The organism is Streptomyces sp. NPDC003035 (assembly GCF_042888285.1).
GTDB lineage: Bacteria > Actinomycetota > Actinomycetes > Streptomycetales > Streptomycetaceae > Streptomyces.
Window position 1 is genome coordinate 900683 of the sequence record NZ_JBIAPJ010000001.1, and the last position, 19126, is coordinate 919808.

Genomic DNA, 19126 nt, shown 5'->3' on the forward strand with positions numbered 1-19126 from the left:
TCAAACTGGCCACTCCTGTCCGAAAGTTGGCCTTGCTCATTAGGTAAGGCTAACCTAATGTAGCCCCGCTTGGACGTCCAGGCGTTCGAGCGCCCTGTTCCAGACAGATATCGGAGCCGCCTGATGCCCCATCACGCCGACCACCCCGTGCCCGCACTGCCCGACGTGGCCCCTGCGGCCTGGCGTGAAGCCAACCGACGACTTCTCGCCAAAGCGATCGGCGAGTGGTGTTTTGAAGACATGCTCAAAGCGGTCGGGACGGGTGACGGCGGCTATCGCGTCGACCTCGACAGCGGTACGACCTACGCCTTCAGCGCCACACCCGGCGCGTTCGGCTGGCTGCGCGTCGACCCTCAGTCGATCACCCGCACCGCCACCAGCATGCTCGGCAACGCGATCGCCCAACCCGCCTGGGACGCCCAGCAGTTCCTCATGGAGGCGGCCTCCACGATCGACAGCGACGCGTCGACCGTCGCCACGTACTTCACGGAACTCTCCGCCACCCTGGCCGTCGACGCGGCCCGCCTCACCCACGGCGGCGAGACCGTCGCCGAGCTGCGGGCGCTGGGCCACACCGACCTCGAGTGCCGCATGACCGGGCACAACCTCCTCGTCGCCAACAAGGGCCGGATCGGCTTCTCCGCCACCGACGTGCGACGGTTCGCCCCCGAGTCCGCTCAGCGGCTGAACCTCCTGTGGGTCGCCGTCCACCGCGGCCTCGCCGAGTTCCGGGGCACGTCGGAGCTGTCCGAGGAGAGCGTCCTCGCCGAGGAGTTGGACGAGGAGACCCGCGCTCGCTTCACCCAGGTCCTCGTCGACGCCGGAGTCGATCCGAGCGGCTACGTGTGGATGCCCGTCCACCCCTGGCAGTGGGACCACGCCGTCCAGACCCTGCACGCCGCCGACGTGGCGCAGCGCCGCATCATCCCGCTGGGCGAGAGCCCCGACGCGTACCTGCCCGGCCAGTCCATCCGTACGATGGCCAACGTCACCACGCCCGACCGGTACGACGTCAAACTCCCGCTGAAGATCCTCAACACCCTTGTCTGGCGCGGCATACCGCCGCACTGCACCATGGGCGCCCCCGTCGTCACCCAGTGGCTCCGCGGCCTGGTGGAACGCGACCCGTTCCTGACCGACGAGTGCCGGACCGTCTTCCTCGGCGAGGTCGCCTCGGTGACCGTGCGCCACCCCTACCTCTCCACCCTCGAGGAAGCGCCCTACCAGCACCTGGAGACCCTCGGCTGCATCTGGCGCGAATCGGTGACCGCCCGCAAGGACCCCGACGAGCGGGTCCGCACCTTCGCCTCCCTCCTGCACGTCGACCACACCGGGGACGCCTTCGTCGCCGAGCTCGTCCGCGCCTCCGGCCTGGACCCGCAGGACTGGCTGCGCCGCCTCTTCGACACCCTCCTCGTCCCGGTCCTGCACGTGCTGTACCGGTACGGCGTCACCTTCAACCCCCACGGCCAGAACACCCTCATCGGCTACGACGAGCACGACGTACCGGCCCGCCTGTACCTGAAGGACTTCGTCGACGACGTGTGCGTCTCCTTCACCGACGTGCCCGAGCGCGGCCCGGAGCCGGACGGGCACGACCACGTCCTGCCCCGCAAGCACCCGTCGATCATCAAGCAGCACGTCGTCGACCAGATCTTCGTCGGCCACTTCCGTTACCTCGCGCCGCTCTGCGCCGACCAGCTGGGCGTGCCGGAGACCACGTTCTGGCGGCTGGTCCGTCAGACGATCCTCGACTTCCAGAAGCGCTTCCCCGAGCTCGCCGAGCGGTTCGCCGAGTACGACCTGCTCACCCCCGAGATCCCCCGGTACGGCCTCAACCGCGACCGGATCGTCGTCACCCGGTACGGCGACCGCGCCCTGCGCCACGCGCTGTACCCGAACGGCACGCACCCCAACCCGCTCGCCGAAGGCTGAGGAGTACAGGCCGTGACACCGCTGACCCGTACACGACCTCCGCGCTCCGAGTTCCCGCGCTCCCTGCTCGCCGGCTCCCAGGACGGGCTCGCCGAAGCGCTCGCCACCCTGGCCGACGCGGTCGACGCCGCGTCGACCGCCCGCCGCCCGGACGGCCCCCTCCCCGCGGGCACGCCCGCCGAGGTCCTTGCCGCCGCGGCCCGCGCGCTGGGGCCTGCCGAGCTGCCCGCCGAGGGCCTCGGCGCCAAGGCCGCGCTCGAACTCCTCGCCACGGTGCTCGTCGAGCACGGCATCGACCTCTCACATCCCCGGGCCGCCGCCCATCTCCAACCACCGGCACTGGCGGTCGCCGTCGCCGCCGACACCCTGGCGAGCGCGGGCAACGCCTCGCTCGACACGTACGACTCCGGCCCCTCGGCCATCGCCGTCGAGCGCTGGCTCATCGGCGCGCTGATCTCCCTCGCCGGACTGGGGGAGCGCGCCGACGGCGTCCTCACGCCCGGCGGCTCCCTGTCCAACCTCATGGGCCTGCTGCTCGCCCGGGACGCGGCCGCCCACCGGCGCGGCATCGACGCCCGCGAACACGGCGTCGCGGCACTCCCGGGCCCCGTGGTGTTCTGCTCCGAACTCGCCCACTTCTCCACCCATCGGGCCTGCGCCGCGCTCGGGCTCGGCGAGGCCGCCGTCCACGTCGTACCGGCCGACGGACGCCGGCGGATGCGGCCGGAAGCCTTGGCCGCCGCTCTGGACTCCCTCGGGCCCGACCGGACACCGGTCGCCGTGGTCGCCACCGCGGGGACCACGGACTTCGGCTCCATCGACCCGCTCCCGCAGATCGCCGAGATCGCCGCAGGGCACGGCATGTGGATGCACGTCGACGCCGCCTATGGCTTCGGGGCGCTCTTCTCGGAGCGACTGGCGGGCCGGCTGGCGGGTCTGGAGCTGGCCGACTCGATCACCCTCGACCTGCACAAGATCGGCTGGCAGCCGGCCGCGGCGAGCGTGCTGCTGGTCTCCGACACGACCGCCTTCACCGCCCTCGACCGCGAGGTCGCCTACCTCAACCCGACCGACGACTCCGAGGCCGGATACGACGGACTGCTCGGCCGCAGCCTCCAGACCACGCGCCGGCCGGACGCGGTGAAGGCCGCCGCCACCTTCCTGACGTACGGCCGCACCGGCATGGGACGGATGGTCGACGCCTGCCACGACCTCGCCCGGCACGCCGAGCGCCGCATCCTCGCCGAACCCGAGCTCGAACTGGTCTCCCCGGCCGAGCTGACCACCGTCGTCTTCCGCTTCCGCGGCGTGGACCCCGCCCGCTCCGACGCCCTCAACGGCGCCCTGCGCAGACGTCTCCTCGAGTCCGGCGACGCGCTCATCGGGCGCACGGAGGCCGCGACGGAGGGCCCCGGCTCACCGAAGCGGGTGTGCCTGAAGTTCACCCTGCTCAACCCCACCACCACCGCCGACGACATCGACGGCCTCGTGGACGCCGTCCTCGACGCCGGCCGCACCTGCGAACGACTCATCGAGGAGGACGCCGCATGAGCACGACCACCACGGCGGCAACCACCCGGACCGACCCGCTGCACGACCTCGACGCCCGGGGCGCGGCCGAACACGCCCATATCGAGGCGCTGTTGCGGTGCTGGCTGCGCGAGACCGGCACACCCGTCGCCCCCGGCCCGCTCCGCGTCGAGCTGCCCACCGCCGGCCTCGCCCTCGTCACCGAGGTCACGCACTGCTCGCCCACCGGCTGGCACCGCTTCGCCCCCGCCCGCCTGGAGGGCCCCGGAGGCCCGCTCGGTCCGACGGCCGACCCGGTCACGGCCGTCGCGCTGCTCTCCACCGAGGCGGCGGTACGCGGCGGCAGCCGCCCCGGCGGAGTCCCCGCCGGCGAGGTCGCCGACCTCGTGGAGCGCACCGCCGAGTCCGTACGCCGCGTCGCCGCGTTCGTCTCCGACCGCCGCGCCCACCCGCATCCGCCGGCCGGGGTCGACGGCTTCCTCGACGCCGAACAGGCTCTGCTGCTCGGTCACTTGAACCACCCCGCGCCGAAGAGCCGCGACGGCATCTCCGACCACGACGCGGCCGCCTTCTCGCCCGAACTGCGCGGCTCCTTCCGTCTGCACTGGTTCGCCGCAGACGCCTCCGTCGTCTCCCACGACGCCGTCGCAGGAGCCCCCTCGCTGGCGGGACGGGACACCGTCGCCCTCCTCGCCGACCTGGCCGAGCGGCGCCCGGACGACGGCCGGATCCTCGTCCCCGCCCACCCCTGGCAGGCCCGTGACCTGCTGCACCGCCCCCGTGTCAAAGCCCTGATCGCCTCCGGCGCCCTCGTACCGCTCGGCGAACGGGGACCGGAGTGGTGGCCCACCTCCAGCGTCCGCACCGTGTACCGGCCGGACGCCGACGTGATGCTGAAGCTCTCCCTCGGCCTGCGGCTCACCAACTCCCGCCGCGAGTCGACCCGTACGGAACTGCGCCGCGGCCTGGAGATCAACCGGCTGCTCGACGCCGGGTACGCGACGAGCACCTTCCAGGCCCACCCCGGCTTCGCCATCACCCGCGACCCCGCCTGGATCGCCGTCGACGAGCCGGGCCGCCCCGAGGGCCCGGACGTGACCGGCCTGGACGTCGCCGTACGCGAAGTGCCCGAGGGAATCGCCGACCTGCGCTGCCTCGTGGGCCTCGTCGCACCGCGCCCCGGCCTGGGCCGCAGCGCGCTGGGCGAACTGGTCGCCCGACTCGGCCCGGGAGCCGCCGAGCAGTGGACGGCCGACTACACCGACCGCGTCCTGGTTCCCATGCTGCACCTGTACGCGGCCACCGGCATCGGTCTGGAGGCGCACCAGCAGAACACCCTCGTCCGGCTCGACGGGAGCGGCCGGGTGACCGGCGGCACCTTCCGCGACAACCAGGGCTACTACCTGGCCTCCTCCTACCTGCCGGACCTCCTGAAGCGGCTCGGCGCCGACTCCTCCACGCTCGCCGTCGTCGACGACGCCCTCGTCGACGACCGGCTCTCCTACTACCTCCTGCGCAACCAGGCCCTCTCCGTCGTCGGTTGCCTCGCCGTCGACGGCCTGGCCGACGAACGCGACCTGCTCGCCGTCCTCGCCGACCGGCTGCGCGCGGCCCTCCCCGCCCTCGCCCAGGCCGGCCCCGACGGCGACCGGCTCGCCCGCCGCTGGCTGGAGGCCGACACCCTGCCCTGCAAGGGGAACCTGCTCACCCGTCTGCACGGCATCGACGAGGTCCTCGCCCCCCTCGACGCACAGTCCGTCTACCTCGACGCCCCCAACCCCCTTCAGGAGGCCGCCTCATGACCTCGGTGGACCAGCAGCCCGGCGAGACGATCCCCGGCCCGCCGCTCCCCCTGCTGAGCGGCCGGTGGACGGCCCGCGTCGCCCGCGCCGAAGGCGCCGACCTGGACCTCGTGCACGGGTGGATGCAGTCCCCGCACATCGACGCCTTCTGGCACCAGGCATGGCCGCGCGAGCGCTGGTACGAGGAGATCACCGGCCACCTCGCCGGCGACGCGATCCTGCCGGTCCTCGTCGACCTGGACGGCCGGCCGCTGGCGTACATCGAGGTGTACCGGGTGATCCGCGACCGGCTCGCCGGGCACTACCCCGAGCTCCCCCACGACCTGGGCGTCCACATCGCCATCGGTGAGGCCGAGCGCACCGGGAAGGGCCTGGGCCGGACCCTGCTGCGGGCCCTCGCCGAGGGCCTGCTCGCCGCGGACCCGGAGTGCACCCGGGTCGTCGCCGAGCCGGACGTGGCCAACGGGCCCTCGCTCCGCGCGTTCGAGGCCGCGGGATTCCGGCCCGCGGGCAAGGTCACCTTCCCCGACAAGACGGCCGCGCTGATGATCCACCCGCGCCGAGAGGAGGACATGCCCCGATGAGCGACCTCACCGGCCTCACCACCACCGAACACGACGTGGTGGCCATCGGCTGCGGCCCCTTCAACCTGGGCCTCGCCGCGCTGGCCTCGACCGTGGACGACCTCGACCTGGTCGTCCTGGAGGAACGCCCCGAACTGACCTGGCACCGCGGCATGATGTTCGGCGACGCCTCGATGCAGGTGAACTTCCTCGCCGACCTCGTCACGCTCGTCTCGCCCCGCCACCCCCTGTCGTTCCTGGAGTACCTCCACGACATGGACCGGCTCTACACCTTCACGGTGCGGGAGAACTTCTTCCCCTCCCGCCGCGAGTACGAGGACTACCTGCGCTGGGCGGCGGCCCGACTCCCCTCGGTCCGCTTCTCGCACCGCGTGGAGGAGGTCCACTGGGACGCCGGAGCCGAACGGTTCGTCCTGCACGTCGTACGCGGCGACGGCGCCCGGCTGCGGATGCTCGCCCGCAACCTGGTCCTCGGCATCGGCACCGCTCCGTACGTCCCCGACGCCCTCGCGAACCTGCCGTCCTCCGCGCTGCTGCACACCTCCGACTATCTGTACCGGGCGGACGACGTGGCGGCCGCCGGCAAGGTCACCGTGGTCGGTTCGGGCCAGTCGGGCGCGGAGGTCGTCGTCGATCTCCTCACCCGCAACCTGGACGGCGGGCCGGCGGTCAGCTGGCTGACGCGCACCACCTCCTTCGCACCGCTCGACTACACCAAGATGGTCCTGGAGATGACCACCCCGGCGTACATGCAGTACTTCCACTCCCTGCCGGAGGACGTGAGGGACCGGCTGGTCGGCGAGCAGTGGCAGTTCTACAAGGGCATCTCCACCGACACGCTGGAGGAGGTCCACGAGCTGCTCTACCGGCGCCAGCTGGACCACGGCCTCGCCGATGTGGAACTGCGCTTCGGGATCACCGTGGAGGCGGCCGAGGCGGACGCGTCGGGGCGGGTGGTGCTGACGTGCCGGCACCGCGACTCCGGGGAGCGCTTCGAGCACACCACCGACCTGGTCGTGGCCGCCACCGGCTACCGCAACCGCGCCCCCGCCTTCCTGGACCCGATCGACGAGCTGTTCCTCCGCGACGGCCGGGGCCGTCACCGGGTGCGCCTGGACCACTCCGTCGAGCTCGCGGAGGGCGTCGGCGGACGTGTCTTCGTGGCCAACGCGGAGGTCCACTCCCACGGCGTCTCGGCGCCGAACCTGGACATCGGCGCGATCCGCAACGCGACGATCCTCAACGCGATCACCGGCCGGGAGACCTACCGCCTTCCCAAGCGGAGCGCGTTCACGAGCTTCGACGTCCCGAGACGGGCCGGGTGACCGGAGGCGTCGGCGGGCCCGCGGCACCCCGCCCGCCGCGGAGAGGCGGTCAGGGGCCCACCTGGTCGGATGCCTGGAGCAGCCGCGCGGCCTGCCGGGAGGAAGGAGCCAGGCCGAAGGGAATGCCGAGCGTGCCGCAGAGGCGTTCCGTACGCAGCATGGCGCTGAGCGTGGCGGAGGACGGGGTGTTCGGCGGCAGCTCGATCACGACGCGTGACGGGCGGTGGGCGTAGAGCAGACCCTGGATGTCGAGAACGGCGGCGGCGCGATTCGTGACGTCCAGCTGACAGCAGAGCTTCAGCGACATGATGCCGCTCTCCATGGTGTGCCTGATGAGCATGACGACCTCCCACCGGCCTCAAGAGCCGGCGTCGGTGTCCGAGGGACGCTCGGCGGCGTCACGGCACAGGGGCAGGCGATGTGCGGCGCAGCGCCATCAGCGCGTCTTTCCGGATCAGTGTCCCCCGGGGAGGGGCGGCTGTCGCGCTCAGCGGGCGCGGCTCCGCCCCACCGCGGACACCGCCTAGACCCAGTTCACCTCGCTCCGGGCCAGCAGCGGGTCCTCGACCAGCTCCCACAGCGGCACGGCGAAGTTGCCGAGCCGGTAGCGGCCGCCGAAATGCAGGCCGAGCACGCGGTGGTCCGTCAGGTCGAACACCGGGGAGCCGCTGTTGCCGCCCAGGGTCGAGCAGTCGTGCTTCATCACCAGGCCGCCGGGGGTGAACTCCGTCGCGGTGCCCGGCTGCAGGCGCTTCACGTTGTACACGTCCATGAAGATCCGCCGCATCGACTCGGGCTCGTTGCGGCGGCCGTCCCAGGCCGGATAGCCGACGACGTACACCGGCCGGCCCGGCAGGCTCGCGGGCGCGTCGGCGGCCACCGCGAGCGGGGACGGCAGGACGCTCCCGTCGGGCGGGGCGACCCGCAGCAGCGCCATGTCGACGTCCGGGTGGATGCCGATCACCCCGGTGATCTCGTACGGCGGCGGGCCGACGGCCGGCGTGGCGGTCGCGGACAGCTCCTCGCCGGGGTCGACGCGGGCGGACATGCCCTGCTGGAAGGACCAGCCGGCGTCCTCGGCGCGGCTGAACTCCACGGCCACGTGCCGGTTGGTCATCACCGTCTCCGGGCCCACCAGGAAGGCGGTGCCGACCCAGTCCAGGCTCGGGTGGCCGGTCACCTCGACCCGCCCGACGCGCGCGATCGACTCGCGGATCGCCGCCCGGCCGGCGTCGAGCACGGACCAGTCGCCGTCCTGAGCGGCGAAGTCCTGCCCCTGCACCAGGATCGCGGGCCTGCCCTCCAGGAGGACGATCGCCTCCACCCCGAAGTACTCGTCCTCGTCGATCTCGTCCGCGCGGCCACCGGCCAGCTTCTCCAGGCCGGCGACACCGGCTTCGAGCACCCGGGCCCGTTCCTCCTGCGCGAAGCGGGAGATCTGGCCCGCCGGAGCCTCGTCCGCCGGCAGCTCCTCCACCGACTCGGAGATCTCCGCCTCCAGGTGCGCGCGCACGCGGGCGGCGACGCCCCGCAGGTCGTCGAAGACCTGCTCGGGACCGGTCGCGACCGGTGATCCGTACCGCATCTCCCGCCACCTCCTCCTCAGTTCCTCGTGCCGCGGTTCTCATGCGGCCCACGCTCACGCGGCCCAGGCATGGTCCCGCGGGGCAGGCGCCGACTGCGCCCGGGTGATCTCCTCGTACACCGCCGGGCTGTTCTCCCGCAGATGGGCCAGGATCCGGCTCATCTGCGTGCCCACATTCACGAACGCCGTCTTCCTCCCCTGGTAGTGGACCTCCTCCATCCGGCGGGTGCCGCGGTGGAGCGCCACCACGGTCCAGTCGTCGGTGAAGACCGGCGAACCGGACGATCCGCTGCGGGTGTCGGTGAAGTAGCGGACGTCGCGCTCGTCCGCCTCGAAGACGAGGTTGTTGCGCAGCGCCACGCGCTTGGGCTGCCCTCCGGGGTGCTGGATGATGTTCACCGCGACCGGTTCGGAACCGCTCAGCAGCAGCGGCGCGGTCGCGATCCGCAGCAGGGGGCGCGGCGCCTGCCCGGCCGAGAGTCGCATCACCGCGTAGTCGAGCGCCTCGTCCCAGGCGACCAGATCGCCCGCCGTCAGCTCTTCGGTCTCCGTCTCGTCGGCGCCGTAGTCGAACCGCGAACGGGAGTTGGCCACCTGGAGCCGGAGATCCTCCTCCGCCACCCGCGGCCGCGATCCGGGCGAACGCGTCCGGGCGTTCACCACATGGTGGTTGGTGATCAGCAGGCCCGGGGCGATGAGCCAGCCGGTCCCGGCGTGCGGGTAGGCGGGCTGCTGCGGCCGGCCGAACTCGTACGGCGGCACCTTCAGCCGGGCGACCGAGGCGCCGGCCAGGACGCCGCCGTGCAGGAACTCGAACGGAACGGTGTCGTCCCGGAAGATGATCTCCTCCTTGGTCTCGGCGGGCATCATCTCGGCCGGCAGGTCCGGCTCCCCGGCGGCGTCACGCGCCACGTCGTCCAGGGCGCGCTGCAGGACGGTGAGCGGGCCCGCCTCGACGGTCTGGGCGATGGCGTTGCGCAGCCAGACCTCCAGCGGCACCGTCCCGTCGATCAGCCGGTCCACCTGGTTCATCGTGTGCAGGTCGGAGTGGAGCTGCCGCAGCGGAGTGTCCATCGTCGGCAGGCTCGCCCGGAAGTGCGCGGTGGTGCCCGCGAAGAGCAGCGGACGGACGGTGTTCTCGGCGAGCCCCGCGTCCAGCGCGGCGTTGCGGACCCGTACGACGTCCTCGGGGGAGAGGTACGGAACACCCCGCACCGCTCCCTCGGCCGCGTCCGGGGGCGGCTGCGACCACAGCCCCGTACCGGCCGCGGCCGCCGTGCCCACGCCCGGTTCCGTGCCGGGTTCCGGGCCGGGACCGCGTACGGCGGACCCCACGTCCATCGCGGCCGCCACGCCCTCGACCAGATCGCCGCTCCGGTCGCGGAGCATGAGGGTCCGCCATGCGAGGCTGTCGAGCGTGCCGCGCCTGCGCGCCTCCCACAGGGCCCGCTCCACCGCCGCGTGCGGCATGCCGGCGCCCGCCCCCGGGGCCCCGGTGGCCCCGGGCGGGGTGTCCCGGGACGGTTCTCCCGCCGCCGACTCCAGGATCCGTGTCAGGGGTTCGCGCAGCTGCGGCTCGTCGGCCATGGCGGTCTCGATCCAGCGGGCGAGGGCGTCGACCACCGCCTCGTCGTCCGTCGGGAGCCCCACCAGCCGCAGCGTGTGTTCCAGGAGCTGCGGATCGACCCGGGAAGCCGTGGCCGCCGCGGCCCGTGCCAGCGCGGGCTGCCGGGCCAGTTCCTCGTCGGGCATGCCGCGCAGGGCCCCGGCCAGGCGGGCGTCCGTCTCGGCGGAGTCCTCGTCGGAGAGCGCCGCCAGCTGCGACCGGGCCACCAGGACCCCCATCGACTCGTGAGCGAGCCCGAGGGCGGTCGCGAGGCCCTCCGCCTCCTGAAGATCGCGGTCCGCGTCCGCGAAGTCGCCCACGTCCTGGGCGAGTCGGGCCGACAGCTGGAGCAGCTCCAGCTGGGTCTCCGAGCATCCCGCCTCACCCGCCCGGTCCACCGCCGCCTCGGCCGCCTCCCGGGCCTCGGCGGCCCGTCCGGACCTGGCCAGCGTCTCGACCAGGAGCGCGTGCAGTCTGCTGCACGGCGTCCACGGCCGGCGCTCGGCCAGCCGCTCCGCCGCCGTCTCGACGTATCCCTGGGTGAGCAGGTCCTCGATCTCGCGGGCGGCGATCCGTTCCCAGTCCTCCTGGTCGGCCTCCGCCATGATCCGGTCCGGCACGTGCCCGCCGATCTTCCCCAGCAGGAAGGCGGCCGAACGGGCCGGCATGTCACGGTCGGCGCCGACCAGGTGTCCGGCGACGCCCGGCAGCCAACGCCGTTCCACCGCCCGTGGGTTCTGCCCGAGACGGAGCCGGTGGTAGATCTCCTCGGCGCGCGCGGCAGCGCCTTCGCGCGCGGTGTAGTGCTCCACCGCGCGGTGGTCGACGGCGCGCATGAGATCCGTGCGCGCGGCGTCGGAGAGCCGCAGCATGATCGAGCGCAGGTCCGCGCGGTGGCGGACGGCCTGGGGCCCCGCCGACTCCATCAGGTCGAGCCGTGACACCAGACGCCCGAACAGCGAACGGGCCTCCTGCGGCGAGGAGAGGTGCAGTCCGGCCGGCTCGGCGAGGACGTCCTCGATCAGCTCCGGGGTGATGACCCGCAGGGCCAGACCCGCCTGCACCAGGGCGCGGACGTCGTCGTCCGCGATGTGCTTGAGGATACGGTCGTACAGCGTGCCCTGGATGAGCATCTGGTCGACCTGGTGGTGGAACCAGCGCCTGCGGGACGGCAGGCTCGACAGGAGGTCGCCGAGGGACTCGGACCGCGCGCCCAGGATCACGGCGGTCCGGGCCGCCAGCTTCAGGCTGAGCGGATGGCCGCCGACCCGGTCGGCGAGGTCCTGGGCGACCGCCTCGTCCTGCACCCCGCAGGACATCAGCAGGTCCACGGCGGCCTCCCGGTCCAGTTCGCCGAGTTCGATGGTGCGCAGCGCGAGCACCCTGGCGGGGTGGTCGACGGGGGCCCGTCCGGAGACGATGAACCGCAGGCGGGGATAGGCGGCGCGCAGCGCGGTCCAGATCGCCCACATCCGGCCGATCGCCGGCGAACCGCGGTACTGCGCCTCCTCGAAGGAGTCGACGACGATCACCAGCGGCGGGGCCGTCCCGCCCGGCGGGCCGCGCACCGCCTCCGCGGCGAGCTCGGCGACCTGCCCGGCGAGCTCCTGCTCACGGGCGCTGGCCCGGGAGTGGAATCCGGCGGAGTAGTCGCGGCCGAGGGTCGCACGGGTGGCGGAGAGCTGGAACAGCTCGTCCAGCTGGTTCCGTTCGCCGCGCTGCGAGGCGGCGGTCTCCTCGCACTCGTCGGCGAGGGCGTCGAACGCGGCGCGGTGGCGCGGATACTGGATGCCGAGCTGGCGGGCCACCTCGGCGACCAGGGTCGACGGTTCGTGGATGGAGAGCGTCGGCCGCTCGAAGTCGGCGTAGGCGAACGGGAATCCGGTGGGCGACTCGTTCAGGCTGTCGAGCAGGAACGTGGCGAGCAGGGTGCTCTTGCCGACGCCGCCCACGCCGTGGAGGATCACGGGCGGCTCGGCCGGCTCGGCCGGCAGGGCGATGTAGGCGCGCAGGGCATCGAGTTCGCGCTGCCGCCCGTGGAAGGTGCCCTGGACCAGCCGCCGCAGCGGCTGGAGCAGCCGTGCCCGTTCCAGGCGGTGCTGTACGTCGTCCACATCGGGCAGCCCGGTCGTGCCGGGGACCCGACGCAGCCACAGCACGGCCTGAAGGGTGTCCGCGAGCGCTTCGACGTCCTGCGGTTCGTGCGCGCCGGGCGGAGAGACCGTCAGCAGGGAGAGCGCGGTGCGTTCGGGGCACGGCCCGTCCGGCACGAGCCCGATGTTGGCTTCCAGGGCGCGCCGGGCCGCCTCCGGGCCGGCGAGTCCGCTCAGCGTCCGCTCACGGACCTCCGGCTTGAGGGTCCACGCCTGCGAGGGATGCGGGGGCAGGGCCGTGCAGTCGTCGACGAGCGCGAGAGCGGCCCGCCCCGTGGGCCGGCTCTCGTCCGGCAGCCGCAGCCGGGCGGGGTCGAACCCTTCGAGCAGGCAGGCCGCTTCCCGATAGGCCCTGCGCAGGTCGGGGAGTACGGGCCGGGCCGACCCGGTGGTGTCCCGCATGGCCCGGTGGAGCACTCCGGTCAGGTCGCCGCCGGGGACGAGGGAGCGGGAGAGCCGTACCGTCTCCTCCACCGCCGTGCACACCCGGCGCATGTAACTGTCCGTGGAACCAGGCGCGTCGACCGCCCGCAGCACCTCGGCCACCGCCACGTCCACCAGCGCGGGCACCGCCGCGCCGTCCGACGCGGGGTGCTCCTGGGCGAAGAACTCCCGGAAGAAGTCCCGCAGATCGTCCTCCCCGACGACACGGGAGGTGTCCCGGCACTCGTTCTTGCGGATGTCGTACGGGAGTTGGCGCATCGTGGGCGAGTAGCCGAGCAGGACGAGCCGGGGCACGGCCTCCCTCCGTACCGGCGTGTGCTCGTAGACGGCGAGCGCCAGCTTTCCGATGCAGTCCCAGACGTCCGCGTTGGGATCGAGCTTGTCGCACTCGTCGAGCACCAGCCAGAAGCGGTCCTCGGCCGCGGTCGCCCGGCTGACGATCCGGTGCACGGCGTCGTCGATCGCGGGCAGTGGATCGTTCAACTGTGTGGGATTCAACGGTGTCCGGTCCCCACCCGGACCGGCCACGAAGTCGTCGAGGCGCTCCACCAGCCGCGCGGCCGTCGAGGTGCGCGAGAGAGTCACCCGCACCGGACGGAAGCCGCAGTGCTGCCCCAGATGGCGGATCAGGCGGTACGAGTACGAGCGCCCGCTGTCCGGCTCACCGTCCACGACCAGAACCGTCTGCTCCGGATCGGCGACGAAGGCGCGGAGCTTCTCCCGCAGTCCGTCCCGGTCGATGAACACCTCGGTCCCGTTGGCGAGGACGAGGGTGCGGAAGGGGTCCTGGGGCGAGTGCAGGACCGCCTCGTCCTCCCGCAGCCGCGTGAGCAGGATCCTCGCCTCCGCGTACCCCGCACCGGTGAGCGCGTCGAGCCCGGCCAGTATGTCGAGGAGCGCGCGCTGGTGGGCGATGTCCCGGCGCGCCGCGCGGACGACCAGCCGCGCGTTCTCGTCGCGGTCCGGGGTGAGCACGAGATCCGCCACGAAGTCCTGCGAGAGTCCACTGTGTCGCAGCCGGGTGAGCGGATCGGGGGTGTCGAGAAGGTACTCCCGCACCCAGCTGGTGACGAGTCCCCATTCCGTTTCGGTGAGCGGCATACGCACCTGCCCGGCCGTCCCGCCGGGGGAGCGTGGGACGGACTGACTGAGTGACTGACTGAAACCTGCCAGGTCAATCGTTTCACCGGGCAGGGACCGTGGCAAACGGGCGATCCGACGGTCCCGTTCGACGGCATGCTCAGCCCTGCATCACGATGTCCGTGTACGACTCCAGGCGTCGCCAGCGGTCCTCCGGCGCCCGTGACACCGGCATCAGATCCACATCGGGCAGCGGCCCGAACTCCAGCTCGGTGATCTCCGCGACATCCGAGACCGGGACCTGGTACGTCCGGAACGGGCCGAGCGGCGGTGGCGCGCCCGCCGTCGCCCCGGCGAGCGCCCGCTCGGCGTCCCGGCTCAGGTCGGGGCTCTGGTCGAGGACGTACGCGGTCGCGGCCAGCGCCCCGTCCTGCATGAACGCGGCCACCTTCCAGAACCGCAGCGGCACCTGCACGCCCCGGTAGGGCGGGTCCGAGTCGTGCAGCACCGGCCCGGTGAGCACCGTCAGCTTCCGGTCGAACTCGGCCGCGTGGTCCAGGAGGTAGTTCTCCAGGCCCTGCCAGATCTGTTTCCCCTGGTTGAACACGTCCGACTGAGGAGCGGCGTTCGTGTAGTGGAACGTGTCGGTGTTGGCCCGGCTCGCCACCGCGGCGGGGCCCCACACCGGATCCAGCCGGCGCACCAGGTGCCCCCGGTCCAGGCTGTTGTTCCGGTAGATGTCGTTGCCGGCCTGCTGCTCCGCCGGAAGGCGCGGATCGAACTCCCAGACGTCGTCCCGGGGTACGTCCTCGGCCAGTTGCCCGCCCTCGATGCACACGGCGGTCGAGGCGGCGAGCCGCCGGTCCGGCCGGAAGACCACGGTGAAGTGCGTGTACGGCAGGATCACCGTCTCCACCGAGGCGCGGGCGGGCAGCGGCAGCGGCACGACGGGACCGAGGAAGGCCTCGTCGTAACCGGTCCGGTCGGCGAGCGAGTCGCGGCGCGGCCCGCCCGCCCTCGGGGGCGGCGGAGAAGGCGGGGGATCGGTCGGTTTCATACGATGTAGGTACCGCGCAGGAAGGGTCGCGCTCGGCACCGGGCCGCAGGCCACTCGATCAGCCGCCCCCGGAGCCTCCCTCCCTCACCCCCAAGGAGGCATCCCATGCCCGCCGGACTGTCCATCCACGTAGGACTCAACACGGTCGACCCCGATCGTTACGAAGGCTGGGACGGCGCCCTCGTGGCCTGCGAGAACGACGCCCATGACATGGCCCGGCTGGCCCGTGCCGCGGGCTTCTCCGACACCGTGCTGCTGACCGCCGAGTGCACCGTCGACAACGTGACCGCCGCGTTGCGTCAGGCGGCGGGCAAGCTCGCCCCCGACGACATCCTGCTGTTCACCTACTCGGGTCACGGCGGACAGGTCCCCGACGTCACCGGGGCGGACGACGAACCGGACGCGCTCGACGAGACCCTCGTGCTCTTCGACAGGCAGTTCCTGGACGACGAGCTGCACCAGGAGTTCCGGGGCTTCGCCGACGGCGTCCGCATCGTCGCCCTGCTCGACTGCTGCCACAGCGGCAGCGGCATCGAGCTGCCCGGCGCACCCGTCCCCGAGACCGGCATCCGGCTGATGCCCGTACCGAAGCAGCAGCAGATCTACGAGCGGGACCAGGGGTTCTTCGAGCAGCTGCAGCGCTCCCTGGTGAAGGCCTCTCCCGGCGGCGAGGCGGCGGGCCCGGACGCGATCCTCGTGGCGGCCTGTCAGGACAACCAGTTCGCCTCCGACGGCCCGGTCAACGGCGCCTTCACCGAGGCACTGCTGGAGGTCTGGGACGAAGGAGCCTTCCGCGGCGGCTACCGGCCCTTCCACCGCGCGATCCAGCGCCGGTTGCCCGCCACCCAGAGCCCGAACCTCTATCTGACCGGCAGCCCCTCGCCCGCCTTCCTGCGGCAACGGCCGTTCACGGTCTGACCGCCAGGCCCTAGGGCCTGATCCAAGAGACAGGCCCTAGCCCCGCAGCGCGGTCGCCAGCTGCGCCCGGGAGCGGACGTCCAGCTTCTGGTAGATCCGGGTGAGGCGCGCCTCGACCGTCTTCACACTCAGATAGAGCTTGGCCGCCGCCTCCTGGTTGCTGGCCCCCTGCCCGACCAGATGGGCCAGCCGCAGCTCCGCGTCCGTCAGCGAGGACAGCGCCGGCAGGGCGTCCTCGCCCGCGGGCGTCTCGCTCGTCAGGGCGAGCCAGGGCGCCGCCCCGGCGCGCTCGAACACGACCGCCGCCGAGTGGAGCGCGCTCTGCGCCGCCGACCGGCGACGGCGGCGCCGCTCCACCCGGGCCAGCGCGATCAGCGCCCGGCCGTGCTCCAGCGGCAGCCCCGCCCCGGCGAACCGCTCGGCGGTCCGGGCGAGCAGATCCGCCGCCTCGTCGGTCTTCCCGCAAGCGGCCAGATACACGGCGTACGCCCGGTCGCAGCCGAGGAGTACGGTTGTGCGCCCCAGCCGCTCCGCGACCGGACGCACCTCGGCCAGCAGGTCCGCCGCCTCCCGCGCCGCGTCGTTGGCGAGCAGCGCCTCGGCCAGCTCCTCGTGCCAGCGCAGCATCGACGGGTCGACGGTCGACTGGGCCCGCTCGTTGGCCTGCACCCGCCGCAGGGTCTCCAGGGCCGAGGAGACGTCCCCGTTGACCAGCTGGACGCGGCCCAGTGCGTAGAGGCTGCGGGAGAGGAAGACCCGGTCGCCCTCCTCCTCGGACGCCTGGACGCTGCGCCTGGCGTAGCTCGCGGCCCGTCCGAAGCTGCCGCCGGCCGTCTCCGCGAGCGCCAGGGTGTACCAGGCGGGACCGGGGGAGAGGCCCGCCTCCAGGGTCAGCGCGAGGGACTGACCCGCGTGGACCAGGGCCGCGGGGCAGGCCCCCATCCGGGACTCGATCGCGGCGAGCGTCGAGAACAGCTCGATGGTGTCCTCGACCGAGCCACGCCGCTGCACCAACGGCAGGAGGGCGTTCAGCTGGTCGCGGGCGTCGGCCAGCCGGTCGTCGAAGAGCGCGTGACGGATCGTCAGGATCTGGGCCGCGTTGCGGATCCCGAGGGGGCGCTCGGCCATCTCCAGGCCGCGCGCCTGGGCGAGCACGGACTCCGCGTCCGACGCGCCGAGCGCCCGGTCCATCCGCGCCTGTACGGTCAGGGCCTGAGCGGCCGTCCGGGGATCGCCCATCGAGGCGGCCAGCGCGGCGGATTCCACGGCGGCGGCCCGCGAGCGCACCGGATCCCCGTCCGCCAGCACGTACTTGACGGCCAGTCGGAGCAGCACGCCCGACCGGAGCGCGGTGTCGCCCTCGGAGTCCTCCATGGCGTGCACGTACATCTCGTCGAGCCCGGTCAGGCCCTGGCCCGCGGTGTCGAGGACGGCGAGCCGGGCCCGTACCCGGTCGGACGGGGCCGCGTCCCGGGCCAGCAGATCGGTCGCCGCCCGCATCGCGAGGTCGGCGCGGGCGGCCCGGGCGGCCTCCTCGGCGGCGTCGACGAGCCGCGCGATCCGCTCCGCGCCGTGCTGGACGGGGGTCGACTCGGCGGCGAGCAGGGCCAGCTCGGCGGCGAGCGCGCTGTTGCCCCGGCGCCGCGCGACCTCGGCGGCCGCGGCCACCTCGGCGGCGAGGGCTTCGTCGGGAATGTCCGTGGCGAGCGCCCGGTGCCGTACCGCCTCGACGGGGTCGTCGACGACCTCCGCGAGCGCGGCGTGACCCGCGCTGCGCTCGGCCCAGCAGGCGTCGTGGACCAGGGTGGAGGGCAGCAGCCCGGCGGTGAAGGCCACGGTGCCGTCCTCGGCGAGCGAGACCAGGTCGGCGCGTTCGGCGGCGGCGAGGTCCGCCTCCGCGTTCGGCCGCCCGGCCCGGCGTACCAGGGCGGCGGTCGGACGCAGCGCGAGCGCGGCGAACAGCAGCGTCTCGCGGACGTCCGGCGGCGCCGTGCCGAGGAGTTGCCGGGCCAGATCCCGCGCCCGCCCGGACAGGGTGAGCGCCTCGGCGTGGTGCACGGGGGTGCGCGCGTCGGCCAGTGAGCGGCCCACCGCGAGGGCGAGGCGGGGGTTGCCGCCGCTCGCCTTGTGGATGCGGCCGGCCATCCGGGACGGCAGCCGGTGGTGGAAGAGCAGAGCGGCGATCTCGTCGGCCTGCAGGGGCGGCACGAGCAGGATGTCGGCCTCCGACGGCACCCACAGGCGGGTGCCGTGGATGTCCTCGGAGCCGTACGCCTCCGGGGTCTCGACGGCGACGACCCGCAGCTCGGGCGGGGCGAGATGCAGGGCGAAGCGCAACAGGTCGGCGCTGTCCGCGTCGATGTGCTGCGCGCCGTCGACGACGAGCAGCGCGGGACCACGAGCGGTGAGCGCGCGCAGGATCTGGGCGATGCCGAGTCGCAGGGCGATCGGGTCCCATCCGCCGTCGAGCAGCGGCGCCTCGCGGCAGAGCATGGCGACGGCGGTCCGCTGGGGACCCGGCAGCCCGTCGAAGACTCCGGAGGCGGTGGCGCCGGCCGATCGGCCGGCCGGGGCGCCCGCATGGCCCGGCGCCCGGGCCGCCGTGCCGGCGGGTTCCGGTTCGGAGCCACGGACCCGGCCGGGGGCGTCCGGGCCGGCCTGGAGCGGGATCGTCGGTGTCGCCACGCCCGGCCATGTCACCGTCGAGGCGACCGAGGCCACGAGCGCGGCGGCCACCGCGCCCGGAATGTCACGGTCGGCGGGCAGTGTCGGCAGCCACAGGACGGTCTCCCCGCGGGACTCCGCGCGGGCCGCCTCGGCCAGGGCCACCTCGGTCTTCCCGACGCCCGCGGGACCGGTGAGCAGGGCGCGCCCACGGGTGTGCAGCACGCGTTCGAGACGGGAGAGCAGTTCCTCCCGGCCCACTGGCGCCAGGGGTCCCCCGACGCCCCCCTGGCGTACGGGAAGGTGCGACGTTGTCGTCACGTGTCCACCACCCTCCGGCGCTCGGGCCCTGCCCGTGAGCCCCGTGGGGCAGAGGATACGGAGCGTACCGGCGCAGTCCAGGCCTCCTGTCCGGCATACGGACAGCGTGTGCCGGTCACCAC

At 73.3% G+C, this 19126-nt stretch carries 11 protein-coding genes; 6 read left to right on the plus strand and 5 right to left on the minus strand.

The window, feature by feature from the left end; translation table 11 throughout:
• Positions 1–123 precede the first annotated feature (123 nt).
• Genes ACFYV5_RS04050 through ACFYV5_RS04070 form a run of 5 tightly spaced genes read left to right on the plus strand, consistent with a single transcriptional unit; the run spans position 124 to position 7176 of the window.
• On the plus strand, positions 124–1935 hold the full coding sequence (locus ACFYV5_RS04050) for an IucA/IucC family protein (RefSeq protein ID WP_389164013.1): 1812 nt from the start codon (positions 124–126) through the stop codon (positions 1933–1935).
• A 12-nt stretch (positions 1936–1947) separates the two neighbouring features.
• Positions 1948–3486: a pyridoxal phosphate-dependent decarboxylase family protein gene (locus ACFYV5_RS04055; protein WP_389164015.1), complete on the plus strand. Its 1539-nt coding sequence runs from the start codon at positions 1948–1950 to the stop codon at positions 3484–3486.
• A complete protein-coding gene (locus ACFYV5_RS04060) occupies positions 3483–5267 on the plus strand; it encodes an IucA/IucC family protein (protein ID WP_389164018.1) in 1785 nt (594 codons plus the stop codon). Before ACFYV5_RS04055 ends, ACFYV5_RS04060 begins: the two co-directional genes overlap by 4 nt.
• The gene (locus ACFYV5_RS04065; protein ID WP_389164021.1) at positions 5264–5851 is read left to right on the plus strand and encodes a GNAT family N-acetyltransferase; all 588 of its coding nucleotides are present in this window, start codon (positions 5264–5266) and stop codon (positions 5849–5851) included. The genes ACFYV5_RS04060 and ACFYV5_RS04065 overlap by 4 nt, the downstream gene beginning before the upstream one ends.
• The gene (locus tag ACFYV5_RS04070; RefSeq protein ID WP_389164024.1) at positions 5848–7176 is read left to right on the plus strand and encodes a lysine N(6)-hydroxylase/L-ornithine N(5)-oxygenase family protein; all 1329 of its coding nucleotides are present in this window, start codon (positions 5848–5850) and stop codon (positions 7174–7176) included. The genes ACFYV5_RS04065 and ACFYV5_RS04070 overlap by 4 nt, the downstream gene beginning before the upstream one ends.
• Before the next feature lie 49 nt (positions 7177–7225).
• Here ACFYV5_RS04070 and ACFYV5_RS04075 read toward each other — a convergent pair whose 3' ends face one another.
• The 4 genes from ACFYV5_RS04075 to ACFYV5_RS04090 all read right to left on the minus strand — a co-directional run bounded on the left by ACFYV5_RS04075 (position 7226) and on the right by ACFYV5_RS04090 (position 15101).
• Entirely contained in the window at positions 7226–7516 is a 291-nt protein-coding gene (locus ACFYV5_RS04075; protein WP_389164027.1) for a hypothetical protein, read from the minus strand.
• 183 nt (positions 7517–7699) lie between these two features.
• Positions 7700–8761, minus strand: coding sequence for a trypsin-like serine peptidase (locus ACFYV5_RS04080; RefSeq protein WP_389164030.1), 1062 nt, complete (start codon positions 8759–8761; stop codon positions 7700–7702).
• Positions 8762–8815: 54 nt separating this feature from the next.
• Entirely contained in the window at positions 8816–14065 is a 5250-nt protein-coding gene (locus ACFYV5_RS04085; RefSeq protein ID WP_389164033.1) for a trypsin-like peptidase domain-containing protein, read from the minus strand.
• Positions 14066–14204: 139 nt separating this feature from the next.
• Entirely contained in the window at positions 14205–15101 is an 897-nt protein-coding gene (locus ACFYV5_RS04090) for a DNA/RNA non-specific endonuclease (RefSeq protein WP_389164036.1), read from the minus strand.
• A 105-nt stretch (positions 15102–15206) separates the two neighbouring features.
• Here ACFYV5_RS04090 and ACFYV5_RS04095 point away from each other — a divergent pair, with 105 nt between their 5' ends.
• Positions 15207–16019 (plus strand): caspase domain-containing protein, encoded by an 813-nt coding sequence (locus tag ACFYV5_RS04095; RefSeq protein ID WP_389164039.1) that lies wholly within the window; start codon positions 15207–15209, stop codon positions 16017–16019.
• Positions 16020–16055: 36 nt separating this feature from the next.
• On the opposite strand, the gene ACFYV5_RS04100 is transcribed toward ACFYV5_RS04095, so the two are convergent.
• Entirely contained in the window at positions 16056–19004 is a 2949-nt protein-coding gene (locus tag ACFYV5_RS04100) for an AAA family ATPase (RefSeq protein WP_389164040.1), read from the minus strand.
• Positions 19005–19126 lie beyond the last annotated feature (122 nt).